This is a genomic window from Pseudomonas cichorii, assembly GCF_019719005.1.
GTDB lineage: Bacteria > Pseudomonadota > Gammaproteobacteria > Pseudomonadales > Pseudomonadaceae > Aquipseudomonas > Aquipseudomonas cichorii_E.
The window spans coordinates 86,984-102,655 of sequence record NZ_JAIGPJ010000014.1; the positions used below are offsets into that span (position 1 = coordinate 86,984).

A 15,672-nucleotide genomic window follows, 5' to 3' on the forward strand; every position below is an offset into this window, starting at 1 on the left:
TTGTAACGGAGTTCTTCAAGCTTGAGCGCCGTCTTACAATTTTAGTAAGGGCTCCTGAAAACGCAGCAACCGCCCGGCATTGCCCAGTACCAGCAAGGTGCTGAGGTTATGCAGCACCGCGGCCAGCATGGCGCCCGCGACACCCAGCAAACCGAAGGCTGCCAGTGCAACGATAGCCAATGTCCAGCCCAGGCCAATGACCACGTTCACTTGCAAGGTCTGACGACATAGACGGCTCAGACGCACGCAAGTGCCGAGACGACGCAAGTCGCTGCCGATCAGCACGATATCCGCCGAAGACAGGGCGATATCGGCGCCACCTGCGCCCATGGCGACGCCGACGACACCGGCCTTCAAGGCCAGGGAATCGTTGATTCCGTCACCCACCACCATGGGCCTGAAGCCCTGGGCAATTTCACCTTTGACCCGGTTGAGCTTGTCTTCTGGCAGAGCCTGAGCCTGGACATCGACGATCCCCACTTCCCACGCCAGCGTGTCGGCCACGGTCTGACGATCACCGGTCAGCAACAACTGCCGTCCCAGGCCCAGCTCACGCAATTCGCCCAGCGCTTTCTTTGCCTCGGGCTTGAGGGTGTCGGACAACAGCAACCAGGCCTGAAAGACGCCGTCCAGCGCCAGCCCGGCCAGCGGGCCGTCATGCTCGGGCACCGCTGGAGTGGCAATGCCCAGTTGCTCGAACAACTCGGGACGCCCCAATGCCGCTTCGCCATGGGCAGTCAAAGCCACCACGCCCAACCCCTGGCGCTCGCGAATGTCGCTGAGCGGCAGCAGTTGATCTTTATCCACAAGCCCGGCCAGTGCGCGACTGACCGGATGGCTGCTGGCCGACCCGAGGCTCGCGGCCAGCGGCAGCAGATCCGCATGCCCTGCGCTGTCCTGTATCGATTGCAGGCGCAAGGTGCCAAACGTCAGGGTGCCGGTTTTATCCACAACCAGCGAAGTCAGGTCCGCCAGTTCTTCGAGAAATGCCGAACTGCGGATCAGAATCCCGTGACGGGCCGCCACGGCAATCCCGGCAATGGCCGTGGCCGGAGCCGAAAGCACCAGCGCACAAGGACAGGCCGCGACCAGCACGGCCAGCATCGCCTGTGCATCCTGAGTGATGAACCAGGTCAGCGCGGCAATCAGCAACACCAGCACCATGTAACTGCCGGCATAGCGTTCCAGCAAACGGGTGATGGGCGGCTTGGAACGCTCGGCGTTCTGCATCAACGCGATGACCTTGCCCAGCGTGGACTGGTCGCCGGTGCGCGTCACCTCAATGCGCAACAAGCCATCGAGGTTGATGGCACCACCGTAGACTTCCATGCCCGCTTGCGCTTCCAGCGGGACCGACTCCCCGGTAATGGAAGACGTATCAAGACTGGCCTGACCGGACAGCACCCGGCCATCGGCAGGCACGCGGTCACCGGCCCGTACCTCGACCTGATCGCCCGCCTGCAGCGTCGAGTTATCCACTTCATGCACGCTGCCATCGGCCTTGATCAGTCGCGCGTGGCTGCGGGTCAACTGGCCAAGCGCCTGAATGGCTTCCTGGGAACCGATGACGCTGCGCTCTTCCAGCACATGACCGAAGATCATGATGATCGGCAACAAGGCCGCCGTCATGAGATCACCAGTAGCCCATGCGCCCAGCATCGCCAAGGCAATCAACTGGTCGGTGATGCCGTGCAGGCTCGGGTGACGCAAGCTGTGCCAGCCGGCGCTGATTACCGGGATCGCCACCAGCAGCGAGGCCGCGCCCAGCAACAACTGGCTGACACCGGTCTGTTCAGGCGCAATCAGCCGCCAGATCAGGCCAAGCCCCAATAAGCCCAGGGCCAGCATGGCCAGGGTCAATTGACGGGCTGCGCTGCGTTGTTCCGCACGGCTCAACAGGCTGGCGGCTTCGGGCCTGGCGTGGGTGTGAACGGCTTCGCCACTCATTGTTCGGCTCCCTGAATGATCAGGCGGGAATCGTCTTTGGGGTTAACAGTCGTGACCGATCCGGCCTGACCGAGGATTTTCGGCACCCGCTCACGATAGAGGCGTTGCAACAGGCCGGGATCGTTGCGGTTCTGGATCGACTGCGAGAGGCTGGCCACGGTCGCGGTGTCGGTCTGGGCCTTGGCCAGTCGCTCCGATGCCTGGGCGTGGGCCACCTGCAAGGTTCGGTCGGCTTGCTGGTTGGCAGCCTGGGTGAGTTTTTCTGCCTCATTACGGGCATTGGCCACGGCCTGATCCGCTTGCTGGCTGGCGGTCAGCACGGCGTTGAAGGCGTTGACGGCGGCCTTGGGCAGACTGGACTGCACATCCACCCGCGCCACTTCTATGCCCACGCCCGAACCTGTCGCAGCCAGTTCGGCCAGACGCTGGTTGATCCCGCGCACCAGATCGCCACGCAACCGCTCACGCCGCTCAGCAGCCTTGCTGTCGACCCCGATCAGTTCGGGCCGGGCAACCAGAATGGTGTCCAGATCACGCCCTGCTGTCAGCGCCACGGCGCTACGATTGACCAGTCGATCCAGCGCAGGCAGCACATGTTCGCCCTGCAGGACGAAGGCGTACGGGTCGATCACTTTGTAGAACACCGTCACGTCCAGTTGCACGACACCCGCATCGCCAGTCAGCAGAAAACCCGAGCCCGCCAGTGCATCGCTCATGGGCACGGCAAAGGTGGCGACCTCGTCGGCCTTCTGGGCCTGAGGCGAACGCAGCAAGGTTTCGACACGACGCTCGATCACCCGGTCCGCCGAAGGCAGCAGGACCACACGTTCCAGCGGCTGCGGCCAGGCAATCAGCAAACCGGCGTTCTGTACACGCTCCAGCTCACCGAAGCGCATGACCACGGCGCGGTTCTGGGGATCGATTTGCCGTACGTTGGACGTTACCCAGCCCAAGGCCGCCAGCAGCGTTACGCCATACAGCCCCAGAAACGCCAGGCGGCTGGCCTGCAACCACGGGCTTGAAGGCTCACTCATGGTTGCGATCCGCTCTTGGCGTCCAGCGTTGGCGGCCCGTCCACCAAGACCCGGAACGGCGCAGCGTCAGTGCGCAGGATCAGCCTGGTGCCCGGCGTCACCACCGTGCCCAGGGTGTCGAGGGAACGCAGCAGGTTGTAGAGCTGCGGCGAACCTGCATAAGCGCGGCCATAGATCTCGGCGGCTTCAACCCGCGATTGCGCTTCGATATCCGCGGCCTTGACCGTGGCATCGGCTTCGACGATGCGCGCATCGCGCTCGGCAGCCGAACGGATCTGTGCAGCTTCACGCTTGCCTGCGGCGGTGCGCTCGGTGGCGATGGTTTCACGCTCGGCGCGCATACGGTCGACCGTGGCGCTGAGCGTCACCGACGGCAAGGTCAGACGTTCGACGCCCACCTGCAGGACTTTCACGCCATAGGTGGAAAGCAACTGCTGCTCGATCTGCTGACGCAACTGGTTCTCGAAGCCGGTGATGTTCACCTTGCTGGCATCGGTATTGACCAGACTCGACAGGTCGAAACTGCTGGCCGTGGTTTCCAGCGCAGACCCCACAAAAGTACGGATCTGCCGGGCGGCCTCATCGGGCTGGTTCTGGACGGCGCGCATGAAGCGCTGCACGTTGTCCCCGTCGCCCTGCACCTGCCACGCCACGTAGGCCTGGACGATGATGCGCAAGCCATCGCGAGTCCCCACGTCCTGCAAACCGCTGGAAGTGGTGCGCAAGCGAAGGTCCACAGGAATCGTCGCCTCGAACGGCGCAGGCCAGCGCCAGCTCAGGCCCGGCTCCAGCAAGACGCGGGATGGATTGCCGAAACGGGTAATCACCGTCGCCTCCCCGGAACGGACCTGCACCAGACTCGCCGCCGCCAGGGCAAAGACGATCAGCAGGCCCGCCAGGCCCATGCGCAGCCAGGTGCGTTTCCCCGGCACCGCAGCTTCGTCGTGATGATGGTGATGATGCCCACCATGGGCATGGTCGCTGTGGTCGTGATGATCATGGTGATGATGGAACAGACTCAAGGGACGACTCCTTACTGAACGGCTTTACGCGGCGTCGTTGGGTCTGCCGGTGGGGTGAAGGTGCGAAGGTCGATGGTCGGCGCACTGTTGCCGCCCAGACGATGATCGAGAACCAGCAATCTGGCGTTGCTCAGGCCGTGGCTGAGTTGGGTCAGGTATTGCTCCAGCAGAAAAGCTTGCCCGGCCTTGGCGTAGGCCTGACGTTCAGCACTGAAACGCAGGTCTGCGCCTTGTGCCGTGGCCAGCACTTCACGGGCATTGGCGCTGGCCTGGTCATGGGCGACGCTGGCATTGAGTTGCGCCTGACTGGCCTGCGCGCTGGCCGCGCCGCGCTCACGGGCGATCAAGGCCTGAGCGCCGATCTGCGCAGCCTGCACGGCATGGTAGGCATTGGCGGCACCGGCTGGCGGGTGAATGGCTTCGACCACGGTGGCGAGGATTTCCACACCGCTATCGAGACGCTGCAAGTCGGCCTGGACCGCTTTGCCAATGTCTTCGGCCAGTCCTGTGCGTTGTTCACCGAGCAGTTCGTCCAGGGTGCGGGAAGCAAAATCATGAACCAGCACACGGCTGGCGGTGCTGCGAATCAAGGTCGGCACATCGGCGCTGTTGTAGGTCGCGGCCAGCGCAGCGGCGTCGCTCAGGCCGATGCGATAGACAAAGCGCACATCCATGTTCACCACCTGGAAGCTCTGCTTGTCACCGGCGCTGCTGGCGATGACCTGGGATTTCTCATTGATGTGGCTGGCGTCCCACAGGCGATTGGCGCTGGCAGGCGGCGGACCTTCGGCGGGGTCCTGAAGCTGCTCCACCGCACTGGCCTCAGAAACGCTGGTGGCCATCTCGTGAACCACGCCGTTTTCCACCGCCAGCACCTTGCCGAACGGCCAGGGCAACCCGACATGCAGGCCCGGCCCGAACACCTCGGCCGGCTTGCCGAAACGCTCATAGATCCCGCGCCCCTGCATCGGGATTTCATGCACGCCGGTCAGCGCCCAACCCAGAGCGGCAACCACCGCCAATACCGGCAGAAACGCGCGTCGTATGTAGCTCAGCGCCCAGATCTGGCGCAGGTCGATACCGAAGCGGTTATGCAGTTCACGCTGCAACACCAGCAACGGGCGCGGCGGCCAGTGCAGCAGGTCAGCCATGAAACTGCTGGCCATCAGGCGAGGCTCAAGACGCTCATTGCGTGGGGTGAAGAACGACAGCGCAGCGCGCAACAGGAGTTCGAGGGCCACCAAGGTCGGCAGAATGCCGATCAGTACCGCCAGCCGTGGCGGCCAGATACGATCGACACTGGCAAAGAACAGGCACAGCGCTCCGGTCAGCAAGACGCCGATCACCATGCGGGTCAGTTGCGCCAGTTGCCCGGCTTCAGGCCATTGGGCGTTTTGTTCGTGACTGAACTGCCGCTCCAGCACCAGCAAGCCGAAAGCCATCAGCAGCAATAGACTGCCCGCCAGATTGGCGACCGACGACAGTTCGGTGCCAGGCAAACTCAGGTCCCAGACCATGCGGATGCAGATCAGCGCCAGCAGCGACCAGCCGGCAAGCCACAATGCAGAAGTGCCCAATTGCGCGAGCAGGGATTCCCCTGAATCGCTGAGCCGGGTCAGCAGGCGTTCGTACCAGCCCGCCTCGTCGATCTCCGGCAACGTCGGGTTCTGCTCCAGCGGCGCAAGGGTGCCGAGGGCACGAGCACGCCAGCGGGCAACCGACAGAGCCGATTGCAGACCCGCCGCCAGCAGCAAAAAGGCCGCCGCGCTGTTGACCAGCACCGCCATCCACAAGGAGCTTGGGGAAAAAAGATCGATGAACAGCGCCAGCACCAGCCCGGTAATGCTCGTGGCAACAGCCAGGTACCTGAGCCGACTCAGGCGGCGGGCCTGTTGTGCCGCCAGTTGAAAACGCGGCAGCCCTTCGAGGTCAGCGTGCCCTACATCCAGATCAACCCGCATCGCTACCCCGGAACCTGACTAATGCCGTGAATGATAGCGTTACGATATAACGCTTATCGTGAAACTTTCGTCAGGTGATTCCGCGTCTCTGACCGCTATCTCGGAGAAGGCCAGACAGACATGGCGACATCCAAAATCTCAAACAGCCTCTGCCTATCCGCTCCGTCGCGTGCCAGTGCCGCCAACCCCTGAATGGTTGCCATGAAAAAACCCGCCAGAACCGAAGCGTCAGTGCCAGGCGGAAGTTCACCTTTCTGGATACCGTCCCTGATCGTTGAGACGAGGTCATCTTCCATGCCACGCCGAATGGCAGCCAGATGTTCGCGAACATCAGCAGCCGACTCCGAACAACTGACCGCAGCCGTGGCGAGCAGGCACCCGCAAGAGTCGGCATTGGTCGTAAACATCTCTACCGCATGACGCAATGAACTCAGCACGTTTTCACGCACGGTCGCGTTCGCAGCCAGCGCCTTCCTGGAAGCCATTCCCTTTTTGAGATACAGATCCACAGCCTCCAGGAAAAGCTGTTTCTTGTCTCCGAAGGCGGCATAGATGCTTGGAGCCGTAACCCCCATGGCTTTCGTCAGCGTGGCCATGGACGTGGACTCATAGCCATGTTCCCAGAAAGCAAACATCGCCTTTTCAAGTACGACATCGCGGTCAAAAGAAAGCGGACGTCCCGATTTTTTAGATTCGACTGTTTTCATAATGATCGCTACGAAATGTTTGACAGCGTCTGCGCGGCCGGGATAAAAGCATTTCGTAATGAACGTTACGAAATATAAGGCTTGAAAAATTATGTCACATAAATGGTTACAAGTTGGCCTGCAAGCAGGCAGCCCGTCCTGACGTCGAGCGTGGAATCCGATCAGGTCTATAGCTCACTCCCCAAAAAATAACATGACGGTCTGGCTCAAGCCTGAGCACAGGCTCGTCCGTGCCAATGCATCTGTAGCTCCAGGTATGGAACATGCAAAGCAATGTAATCCGATATAACTGCGTGGGTTGCGGTATCTGCTGTAAAGGCCGTCTTGTACCCTTGACGCTGAACGAAGCCGAGCAATGGCTGGCTCGCGGACACGATGTGGCGGTAATACTGGAGGCTTTCAACGAGCTGACCTGGCCAGCCGACTCAAGACAATACGCCCACAGCGCTGGCCGGTCGGTCGCGGTCAACGATGCCCGGAGCAGCATTCGCGTTATTGCTGTGTTCGCTGGCAATGCCCTTGAGCAATGCCCGAATCTGCGTGCGGACAACCTGTGCGGCATCTATGAAGAACGCCCGCTGGTCTGCCGGATTTACCCGATGGAAATCAATCCGTTCATCGAGGTCAGCAAGGACAACAAGATCTGTCCGCCCGAGTCCTGGGAAAGCGGCGACATTCTGTGTACCGATGGCGTAGCCAATCCCGAACTTCAGGCACTGGTCAACCGGTCCAGACAGGCCGACATCGCTGATGCAGCAACCAAGATAGCCGTCTGCGCGCAACTGGGCATCAAGGTGGCCAGCTGGAAGGAGGATGCATTCGCCGTCTATTTCCCGGAGCGTTTGCAACTGATGGATGCGATACGCAGCAGCAAGGAGGCCGCCGTGGAGGACTGGAGCGAAAACTGGAAAGTACGGGCCGACGATCCGCAACTGCGTGAGCGCCTGCTTGCACACCATGTCCCGCTGGCCGCCCCGGATGATTGTGACTATATCTTTCACAAGCTGTAGCAGGGCAACGATACAAGCATCTGCCATTCCAGCCTGTTAACACCCTCGACTGACGGGTTGGAGTGCCCGACAGGCATGGCAAAATGATTGCTGAATATTGCATGGCAAATAGCTTTCCGACGTCCCGCTCACTCCCCTTCCTGAACGCTCATCCGCACCCGACTCGTCTGAAAGCCTTGTGCCAAGCGGTCACCAGCCATCACGGTGTTGCCGGAGCAGCCCTGAAATCCCTCGCCACTCGCCCTTCTCAGCCCGTGTTCATTGACGATGAGCGGCATTTTTTTGCACCTATTTTGGAACAGCATCTCGTCTTTGTTATCTGTTGTGGGTAGTTTGCGTTCGGCAAGGAGTCGTTGGCGCGCCATTTTCTTGTGCAGGACGCACAGAATTACTCAGAGGCTTCACTTTTATGAATCGCAGGAATCTCCTTAAAGCTTCCATGGCGTTGGCCGCCTACAGCAGCTTGCCGGCCTCGGGGCTTTTTGCTGCGCGAGCCCTTGCCGCCGCTGCGGACGGCGAGATAGAGCATTTCGATTTCCCGACATTGCAGGCTCACGCCAAACAACTGGCCGGCAAGGCCTATGTCAGCACCAAGCAGGTGCTGCCGCCGGTACTGGCGGACATGACGCCGTTGCAGTTCAACGCCATCCGCTACGACGCCGCGCACTCCTTGTGGAACGACGTCAAAGGCCAGCTGGACGTGCAGTTCTTCCACGTCGGCATGGGCTTCAAGACTCCCGTACGCATGTACAGCCTCGACGCCAAGACCAAACAGGCGCGGGAAGTGCATTTCCGTCACGAGCTGTTCAACTACGAGAACAGCGGCATCGACAAGAACCTGGTCAAGGGCGACCTGGGCTTTGCCGGGTTCAAGCTGTTCAAGGCCCCGCAAATTGCCGTCAACGATATCGTGTCGTTCCTGGGCGCCAGCTACTTCCGTGCAGTGGACGGCAACAATCAGTACGGCCTGTCGGCACGCGGTCTGGCCATCGACACCTACGCCAAACGTCAGGAAGAGTTTCCAGACTTCACCAAGTTCTGGTTCGAGACGCCGGACAAGAATGCCACCCGTTTTGTGGTCTACGCCCTGCTGGACTCGCCGAGCGCCACCGGTGCGTATCGCTTCGACATCGATTGCCAGTCCGGTCAAGTGGTGATGGAAGTCGACGCACACATCAACGCGCGGGCCGACATCGAGCAACTGGGCATCACACCGATGACCAGCATGTTCAGTTGTGGCACCCACGAGCGCCGCATGTGCGACTCGATTCACCCGCAACTGCACGACTCCGACCGGCTGGCCATGTGGCGCGGTAACGGCGAGTGGATCTGCCGCCCGCTGAACAACCCGGCCAAACTGCAATTCAACGCCTTCTCCGACAAGGACCCGAAGGGCTTCGGCCTGGTCCAGTACGACCACAACTTTGCCAGCTATCAGGACACCGTGGTCTGGTATCACCGCCGTCCGAGCCTGTGGGTCGAACCGACCACACCATGGGGTGAAGGCGAAATCAGCCTGCTGGAGATCCCGACCACCGGCGAAACGATGGATAACATCGTGGTGTTCTGGACCCCCAAGGCCAAGGTCAAGGCGGGCGAGTCACTCAACTACGGTTACAAGCTGTTCTGGAGCCCGCTGCCACCAGTCAGCACTCCGCTGGCTCAGGTCAATGCGACCCGTTCGGGCATGGGCGGCTTCACCGAAGGCTGGGCTCCCGGCGAGCACTACCCGAAATACTGGGCACGGCGTTTTGCGGTGGACTTCCACGGCGGCGGTCTGGACCGCCTGCCAGAAGGCACAGGTATCGAGCCGGTGCTCAAGGTTTCCCATGGCAAGGTTCAGGACTTCAACATCCTGGTGCTGCCAGACATCAAGGGTTACCGCATCACCTTCGACTGGCTGCCTGACAGCGACTCGGTAGAACCGGTGGAAATGCGCATGTTCATCCGCACCGGGGATCGCACCCTGAGCGAGACCTGGCTGTACCAGTACTTCCCGCCTGCTCCGGACAGACGCAAGTACCCGTAATGCTCTGAAACAGCCTGTAGGACCGGATTTATCCGGGAAGACGTGATTTCTGACGGTGAAGATGTCGGCCTCTTCCCGGATAAATCCGGTCCTACCTTGTGTTGATCACCTCTAAAAGTTGACAGTATCGTGATCTGCGACTGATATATCCCTTGTCACGCCGTTGCGAGCATTCGCTCCAGACCTGCTCTTCCCTCCTTCAGTTCTTCCCTTATCGACCCGCCTGTCGCGGTCGAGGGCGGTAGCTTTGCCCATCCGAAATTCCTGACGCTCTTCAGAAGGCCGACATCATGGAGTTGAACCCTGCGGACAAGACGGCCGAGAAGCCGTCGATCCTGTCATTCGATAAATCGACCGTCGTCGTGTGGGTGGTCATCGGCCTGATTCTGGTCGAAACCTTTTCCGGCGTGCTGCGCTTCTACTTCGACAAGGCAGGCATCAGCCCGCTGCTCTATGTGCCCAAGATGGCGTGCGTCCTGTTGTTTGCCCTGGAGTTGCGCACTTTCAGGGCCGGAAGGCTGTTCTGGGCGTGTATGTTGCTGTGGGTGTTTTTCGCGATGCTGGCGATGCTGCATGGCGCCAGCCTGTTCAATATTGCCTTCAGCCTGTTCGCCTTGAGCCCGCTGTTTTTCGGGCTGGTGTGCAGCGAATACCTGTTCCGGCGCAGAAAACTGCTCGCCTGGGCCATCGGCTTTTGCCTGCTGGCGTCACTGGCAGGCCTGGCGCTGGACAAGTACACCTTCGTGCCCTGGAAAGGCTACACCTACAGCGTGGGCGAAACGCAGCTCAGCGCCAATATGTCATGGAGTGCGGACGATGAAGACCGGATTGCCGGTTTCGCCCGGATGTCGAGCCTGCTGTCGATCCTCATCGCCCTCTACAGCCTGTACCTGCTGATGTTCATCCGTTCGCGGCCGCTCATCCTGCTGCTGAGCGCAGTGGCGCTCTACGGGATTGTGCTGACCACCAGCAAGGCGCCCGCCGTCGCCTTCGTGCTGACCCTCGGTTTACTGCTGATCCAGCGCATGACCTGGCCCTGTCGACTGGCCTGCATCCTGGCGGTCATGGCCGGCTTGCTGCTGCCGACGCTTGGGCTTTTGCATGACTTCGATGCCCGGACAGTCAGCAGCGGCGGCAGCTCGCTGGCGTCGCTGTATGATCGGCTGAACAACACCTGGCCTAACATCGTCGACGCCATGACCCTGGCAGGCTGGGGCATGACCGGAGCGGGGTTCGGAATGGTCGGCAGTACGCTGACGATGTTTCCGGTTCCGGGCGCCGACATCTTCATGACCATCGACAGCAGCGTCGTCTACCTGTGGGTGATGCTGGGGGTGAGTGGGCTGTTGCTGTATGCGCTGCAGATTCCCCTGTTCTTTGCCCTGATCAACGAGCAAAGCCCGTTGAGCCGCATGTTGCTGGCGATCAGTTTCTGTTGCTGCCTGATCAGTTGGACCACGGATATCTTCGAAGTGACGGTGGCCAACCTGTTCATCGGTCTGGCGGTGGGTCATGTGCTGTTCGCCCGGCGTGAAGAGGATGTGCAGGCGAACGGTCCCGCGCCCATGCAGATCACTGCCCTCCACGTCCCGCACTGAGGCCACGACATGAGAACCCTTGCATGGCTGCTGCTTGGCTGCCTGGCCGGTCACGCATCGGCCCAGGAAGAGCCGGTCTTTCTGACGGGGATCGGCACCCATCTGATGAACTTCGATCACCAACTGAGGCAACCGCTGAATCTCGCCGGGCAGGCAGGCTTCAATGCGGTCAGGGACGATATCTTCTGGTCCACCGCCGAACCCAGCCCCAACCAGTGGCGCATCATCCCGCAATGGCGCAACTACCTGAACATGGCCATTGACCTGAACCTCAACAGAACGGCCATCTTGGGTTACAGCACCTCGTTTCATGGCAACGCCAAGCCCCGCACGCCCGAGGTAACAGCAGCGTTCTTGAAGTATGTCGACTACGTCAGCCGGCAACTGGGCAACAAGGTGAGTTTCTACGAGGTCTGGAACGAGTGGGATCTGGACGGGCCGAAAGACCGCAAGCTCAGCCTGGACTATGCCGATCTGGTCACCAGCACCGTGCCAGTGATTCGCAAGAACACCCGCGACGTCAACGGGCCCCCGGCGAAGATCCTGGCAGGTGCAATTACCCGCGACGGCATGAATGGCGGCTTCGCCAACGGCCTGATCGAAAGCGGCGTGCTGGGTCTGGTGGACGGTCTTTCCCTGCATCCTTACGCCCATTGCTCTGCCACCAACGGCAATACACCGGAAGCCTGGGTGCGCTGGATGACTCGCTACGAGCAGGACATCCGCACTCGCGTGGGCCGTGCCGTGCCGCTCTACCTCACGGAAATGGGCTGGCCCAGCCATCAGGGACCTTGCGGCAAGAGCGAAGTCACCCAGGCCGTCTACATGGCGCGGATCTTTTTCCTGGCGCGCACGATCCCCAATGTCAAAGGCCTGTGGTGGTACGACCTGTTCAATGACGGGCCGAACCGCTACGACCAGGAGCACAACTTCGGGGTGCTCAATGAAGACCTGTCGCCCAAGCCTGCCTACGCCATGATGCAAGCCATCGCGCCAATCATCAGCAGTTACACCTACGACGCCCGGGCCAGCACCCTGAGCGACAGCACTTACCTGTTGTACTTCGACAAGGGCGATGAGCGGGTCCTGGTGGCCTGGGCCATCGGCCAGCCAACGGATGAGCAGATCGTCAGCGAACAGCCCATGAGCGGACCCGTGAGGCTGACCGATACCCTCAACCCCGAACAGGGCCGCATCGACAGCAAGCAGTCATGGCAGTGCCAGGCCAGCCGCTGCTCGACCTCGGTCAGGCTGACCAACTTCCCCAAGATCATCAGCCTCAGCAATCACTGATCGAGCGGCGCGCCTGATGACTGAAGGCGTTCCGCAAACTTGACCAGATCCGCCAGAGAATCAGCCTGCATCTTGCGCATGACCGAGCCACGCCGGACCTTGACCGTTATCTCGCTCACGTTGAGCCGGTCCGCAATCTGCTTGTTCAACAGGCCGCTGACCACCAGCTCCATCACCTGCTGCTCCCCCGCATTCAGGCTTGCATGACGCCGCTGCAACTCGGTTTCCACGGCACGGACCTGACGTCTTGCCCGGTCCCGCACCAGCCCCTGCTGGATCGCATCCAGCAAATCCTGCTCACGAAAAGGCTTGGTCAGAAACTCCAGAGCACCCGCCTTCATCGCCCGCACCGACATCGGGATATCGCCATGCCCGGTGATGAAAATCACCGGCAGCCCGATGCCCCACTTCGCCATCTCACTCTGAAAATCCAGGCCGCTCATGCCCGGCATCCGCACGTCCAGAATCAGGCAACCGGGCGCATCGGGTCGCGGGCTGTCGAGGAACTCCCGGGTTGAACCGAACAGCATGGCGCGCAGCCCGACCGAGGCCAGCAAATCCTCCAGAGACGAACGCACCGACTGATCGTCGTCGACCACGTAAATGATCGGTTCTTCGTCCTGCGGCGCCGGAACGATTGTTTTCATCAACTCTCCATCTTTGCGGTAGGCAGGGTGAAATGAAACGTCGCGCCGCCCTGCTCGCCGGGCGTCACCCAGATGCGGCCGCCATGGGCCTCGATAATGGAGCGGCTGATTGCCAGACCAATCCCCATCCCCTGTTCCTTGGTCGTGTAGAAGGCATCAAAAATCCGCTCGATATGTTCCGCCGGGACGCCGATGCCATTGTCGGATACAGAGAACCGGACATCCGAGCCTGCGCGCCAGTCCACCACCACCTGCAATTGGGCCTGACCCGGCTCATGGCCGCTCATGGCGTCCATCGCGTTGAGCATCATGTTCAGCAGCACCTGCTGGATCTGCACGCGATCAGCCAGCAGCGGCGGCAAGCCATCGGGAATTTCCACTGTCAGGGTAACGCCCTGCTGGTTCATTTCACTATGGGCGAGGGAAACGATTTCGGCGACGGTATCGGCCACGCTCACCCATTCCTTGTGAGTCGAGGCCGGTTTTGCCAGCGCCCTTACATGCACGATCACATCGCTGGCCCGATTGGCATCGCCGATCATGCGCTCGATGGCCTGTCGGGCCTTGGGCAGGTTCGCCGGCTCGTTGGCCAGCCAGCGCAAACCGGCGTTGCCACTGGTGACAATCGCCGCCAGCGGCTGGTTGACCTCATGTGCGATAGACGCCGTCAGTTCGCCCAGCATGTTGACCCGCGCAATCTGCGCCAACTGGGTACGCGCCTCATGAGCCGTGCGAATCGCCGCCGCCAGGCGCAACGCCAGATACGTCGTCATGGCGATGGCCAGAAGGCTGATGCCGCAGTTGATCAGCCCCGCTTCGCTGGAGCGAGAAGTGGTCAACTCGTAGCTGATGATCGTCAGCCCCATGCAGCCCAGCGCAACAGCGATCACGCCGCCCGCAGGCATGAAGCGCGCCGCCAGTAGCACCACGGCGATCTGGAAAACTCCTACCGCAATTTCCAGATCCGTCAGCGTATCGGCAATCGCAATGGCCACCGCCAGCGCGAGCAATGCGGCCAGTCGAACGGCCATTGCCGCCTTGCCAAAGGTTTTCGACTCACGCATTGCCCAGGTCTCGCTGGTTGATGAACGCTGAATATGCCAGTTTTCGTGGAGCGCTTATGAGGGATTGTCGAGGCTGAACTGATCCAGCACTTCATCATAGGCAAAAAGCTCGGCATAGCGGCCCCACTGGGTGACGCTACGCAAGGTCTGCATTGCATCGCTTTCGGACATGAAGTCTTCAAGCTGGTCCCGGAAACGTCGCGCCGGGGCCGTGTGGGTGGCGCGATCATCCAGCACGCGGCGGATATGCGCCACAAGCGGTACGAAACTCAGCAGGTGATGGGCGAACAACTGTTTGCGCTCGTCGACATCGGCCAGGGCATAACGACGCGCAGACGGCAGCAGGCGGATATCGCCCCCTTTGAGTTCGGCAAAGCGCAGCAATTGCAGGACCTCGGCAATCGGGAACAGCTCGTCGGCGTTGTAGTGCAAAGCACTGGCCAGCTCCGGCAAGTCCGCCGTGGCGCCATAAGGCGGCGCATGAATCGCCTCGATCAACCCGGTCAGCGCGTTGATGGAAACCTGCGGCAGCACCATGCCCAGTCCGGTCCCCGGAAAGACGCCCTGACGCAGTTCGCCAGCGTCACTGTCCTGAGTCATGAGCACGTAGATTTCTTCCACCAGCGCCCTGAACGACGGATCCTGACGATTGCGTGGCTGCGGCAGATCTACCTTGATTTCGCTGACCACGCGACCGGGATTGGAAGAGAACAGCAGGATGCGATCACACATCAGCACCGCTTCGGCAATGTTATGGGTCACCATCAGGATCGACTTGATAGGCATCCGGCCTTCCGACCACATGTCCAGCAGGTCGGTGCGCAGGGTTTCGGCGGTCAGCACGTCGAGGGCCGAAAAAGGTTCGTCCATCAGCAGCACATCAGGATCGATCACCAGCGCACGGGCCATGCCCACGCGCTGGCGCATGCCGCCCGACAATTCCTTGGGATAAGCACTCTCGAAACCGTCCAGGCCAATCAGGTCGATGGCCGCCAGCGCGCGCTTGCGGCGCAATTCGGCAGGCACTCGCTGCGCTTCCAGGCCGACTTCCACGTTCTCCAGCACCGTCAGCCACGGGAACAGCGCAAAGCTCTGGAAAACCATGCTCACGGTGGGTGCGCGCCCTTGCGGCCCGGCGGGGAAACTCACTTCGCCAGCGGTGGGCACCACCAGACCGGCAATGGAGCGCAGCAGTGTGGACTTGCCCGAACCCGAGCGGCCCAGCAGGCCGATGATCTCGTTTTCATTGAGCCTGAGCGTCACGTTATCCAGCACCAGCCGTTCTTTGCTGGCCTTGCCGTAGACATGCCGGACTTCGCGGACATCCACCAGGCAGCGCTTTTCGATAGTCATCATGCTT

13 protein-coding genes are annotated in these 15,672 nt (G+C 61.1%); 4 read left to right on the plus strand and 9 right to left on the minus strand.

Annotated features, from left to right (window positions below; translation table 11 throughout):
• Nucleotides 1–33: 33 nt before the first annotated feature.
• The 5 genes from K5D32_RS12980 to K5D32_RS13000 form a co-directional block, all read right to left on the minus strand.
• Nucleotides 34–1,947, minus strand: a complete 1,914-nt coding sequence (locus K5D32_RS12980) for a cation-translocating P-type ATPase (protein ID WP_221600530.1) — start codon at nt 1,945–1,947, stop codon at nt 34–36.
• Nucleotides 1,944–2,981, minus strand: a complete 1,038-nt coding sequence (hflK, locus tag K5D32_RS12985; RefSeq protein ID WP_221600532.1) for a protease modulator HflK — start codon at nt 2,979–2,981, stop codon at nt 1,944–1,946. Before hflK (K5D32_RS12985) ends, K5D32_RS12980 begins: the two co-directional genes overlap by 4 nt.
• Nucleotides 2,978–4,003 carry a protease modulator HflC gene (hflC, locus tag K5D32_RS12990; protein WP_221600534.1) on the minus strand — a complete coding sequence of 342 codons (1,026 nt, stop codon included), beginning with the start codon at nt 4,001–4,003 and terminating at the stop codon, nt 2,978–2,980. Before hflC ends, hflK (K5D32_RS12985) begins: the two co-directional genes overlap by 4 nt.
• Before the next feature lie 11 nt (nt 4,004–4,014).
• Entirely contained in the window at nt 4,015–5,964 is a 1,950-nt protein-coding gene (hflK, locus tag K5D32_RS12995) for a protease modulator HflK (protein WP_221600536.1), read from the minus strand.
• 95 nt (nt 5,965–6,059) lie between these two features.
• Nucleotides 6,060–6,671, minus strand: a complete 612-nt coding sequence (locus K5D32_RS13000; protein WP_221600538.1) for a TetR/AcrR family transcriptional regulator — start codon at nt 6,669–6,671, stop codon at nt 6,060–6,062.
• 263 nt (nt 6,672–6,934) lie between these two features.
• Here K5D32_RS13000 and K5D32_RS13005 point away from each other — a divergent pair, with 263 nt between their 5' ends.
• Complete coding sequence (locus K5D32_RS13005; RefSeq protein WP_221575283.1) at nt 6,935–7,681, plus strand: YkgJ family cysteine cluster protein; 747 nt, start codon at nt 6,935–6,937, stop codon at nt 7,679–7,681.
• Nucleotides 7,682–7,809: 128 nt separating this feature from the next.
• Here the strand turns inward: K5D32_RS13005 and K5D32_RS13010 are convergent, their stop codons facing one another.
• The gene (locus K5D32_RS13010) at nt 7,810–8,046 is read right to left on the minus strand and encodes a hypothetical protein (RefSeq protein ID WP_221575284.1); all 237 of its coding nucleotides are present in this window, start codon (nt 8,044–8,046) and stop codon (nt 7,810–7,812) included.
• Between the two features lie 44 nt (nt 8,047–8,090).
• Between K5D32_RS13010 and K5D32_RS13015 the strand changes: the two genes are divergently transcribed.
• The 3 genes from K5D32_RS13015 (at nt 8,091) to K5D32_RS13025 (ending at nt 12,601) form a co-directional block, all read left to right on the plus strand.
• Complete coding sequence (locus K5D32_RS13015) at nt 8,091–9,710, plus strand: glucan biosynthesis protein D (RefSeq protein WP_117167893.1); 1,620 nt, start codon at nt 8,091–8,093, stop codon at nt 9,708–9,710.
• Between the two features lie 290 nt (nt 9,711–10,000).
• Nucleotides 10,001–11,308, plus strand: coding sequence for a hypothetical protein (locus K5D32_RS13020; protein ID WP_221600540.1), 1,308 nt, complete (start codon nt 10,001–10,003; stop codon nt 11,306–11,308).
• Between the two features lie 9 nt (nt 11,309–11,317).
• Nucleotides 11,318–12,601, plus strand: a complete 1,284-nt coding sequence (locus tag K5D32_RS13025) for a hypothetical protein (RefSeq protein ID WP_221600542.1) — start codon at nt 11,318–11,320, stop codon at nt 12,599–12,601.
• Here the strand turns inward: K5D32_RS13025 and K5D32_RS13030 are convergent.
• From K5D32_RS13030 to K5D32_RS13040, 3 genes are read right to left on the minus strand one after another with little or no spacing between them, the layout of a single operon-like run.
• Nucleotides 12,595–13,248: a response regulator transcription factor gene (locus K5D32_RS13030; RefSeq protein ID WP_221575287.1), complete on the minus strand. Its 654-nt coding sequence runs from the start codon at nt 13,246–13,248 to the stop codon at nt 12,595–12,597. The genes K5D32_RS13025 and K5D32_RS13030 overlap by 7 nt on opposite strands.
• Nucleotides 13,248–14,312: a sensor histidine kinase gene (locus K5D32_RS13035; RefSeq protein WP_221600545.1), complete on the minus strand. Its 1,065-nt coding sequence runs from the start codon at nt 14,310–14,312 to the stop codon at nt 13,248–13,250. Before K5D32_RS13035 ends, K5D32_RS13030 begins: the two co-directional genes overlap by 1 nt.
• 54 nt (nt 14,313–14,366) lie before the next feature.
• On the minus strand, nt 14,367–15,668 hold the full coding sequence (locus K5D32_RS13040) for an AAA-associated domain-containing protein (RefSeq protein ID WP_221600547.1): 1,302 nt from the start codon (nt 15,666–15,668) through the stop codon (nt 14,367–14,369).
• Between the last annotated feature and the right edge of the window lie 4 nt (nt 15,669–15,672).

What these genes read in the sequence shown, in the direction of transcription:
- K5D32_RS13010 (WP_221575284.1), bottom strand. Translation starts at nt 8,046, where the DNA reads ATGGCGCGCCAACGACTCCTTGCCGAACGCAAACTACCCACAACAGAT.
- K5D32_RS12980 (WP_221600530.1), bottom strand. Translation starts at nt 1,947, where the DNA reads ATGAGTGGCGAAGCCGTTCACACCCACGCCAGGCCCGAAGCCGCCAGC.
- K5D32_RS13000 (WP_221600538.1), bottom strand. Translation starts at nt 6,671, where the DNA reads ATGAAAACAGTCGAATCTAAAAAATCGGGACGTCCGCTTTCTTTTGAC.
- K5D32_RS13030 (WP_221575287.1), bottom strand. Translation starts at nt 13,248, where the DNA reads ATGAAAACAATCGTTCCGGCGCCGCAGGACGAAGAACCGATCATTTAC.
- K5D32_RS13020 (WP_221600540.1), top strand. Translation starts at nt 10,001, where the DNA reads ATGGAGTTGAACCCTGCGGACAAGACGGCCGAGAAGCCGTCGATCCTG.
- K5D32_RS13005 (WP_221575283.1), top strand. Translation starts at nt 6,935, where the DNA reads ATGCAAAGCAATGTAATCCGATATAACTGCGTGGGTTGCGGTATCTGC.
- K5D32_RS13035 (WP_221600545.1), bottom strand. Translation starts at nt 14,312, where the DNA reads ATGCGTGAGTCGAAAACCTTTGGCAAGGCGGCAATGGCCGTTCGACTG.
- hflK (WP_221600536.1), bottom strand. Translation starts at nt 5,964, where the DNA reads ATGCGGGTTGATCTGGATGTAGGGCACGCTGACCTCGAAGGGCTGCCG.
- K5D32_RS13040 (WP_221600547.1), bottom strand. Translation starts at nt 15,668, where the DNA reads ATGATGACTATCGAAAAGCGCTGCCTGGTGGATGTCCGCGAAGTCCGG.
- K5D32_RS13015 (WP_117167893.1), top strand. Translation starts at nt 8,091, where the DNA reads ATGAATCGCAGGAATCTCCTTAAAGCTTCCATGGCGTTGGCCGCCTAC.
- hflK (WP_221600532.1), bottom strand. Translation starts at nt 2,981, where the DNA reads ATGAGTGAGCCTTCAAGCCCGTGGTTGCAGGCCAGCCGCCTGGCGTTT.
- K5D32_RS13025 (WP_221600542.1), top strand. Translation starts at nt 11,318, where the DNA reads ATGAGAACCCTTGCATGGCTGCTGCTTGGCTGCCTGGCCGGTCACGCA.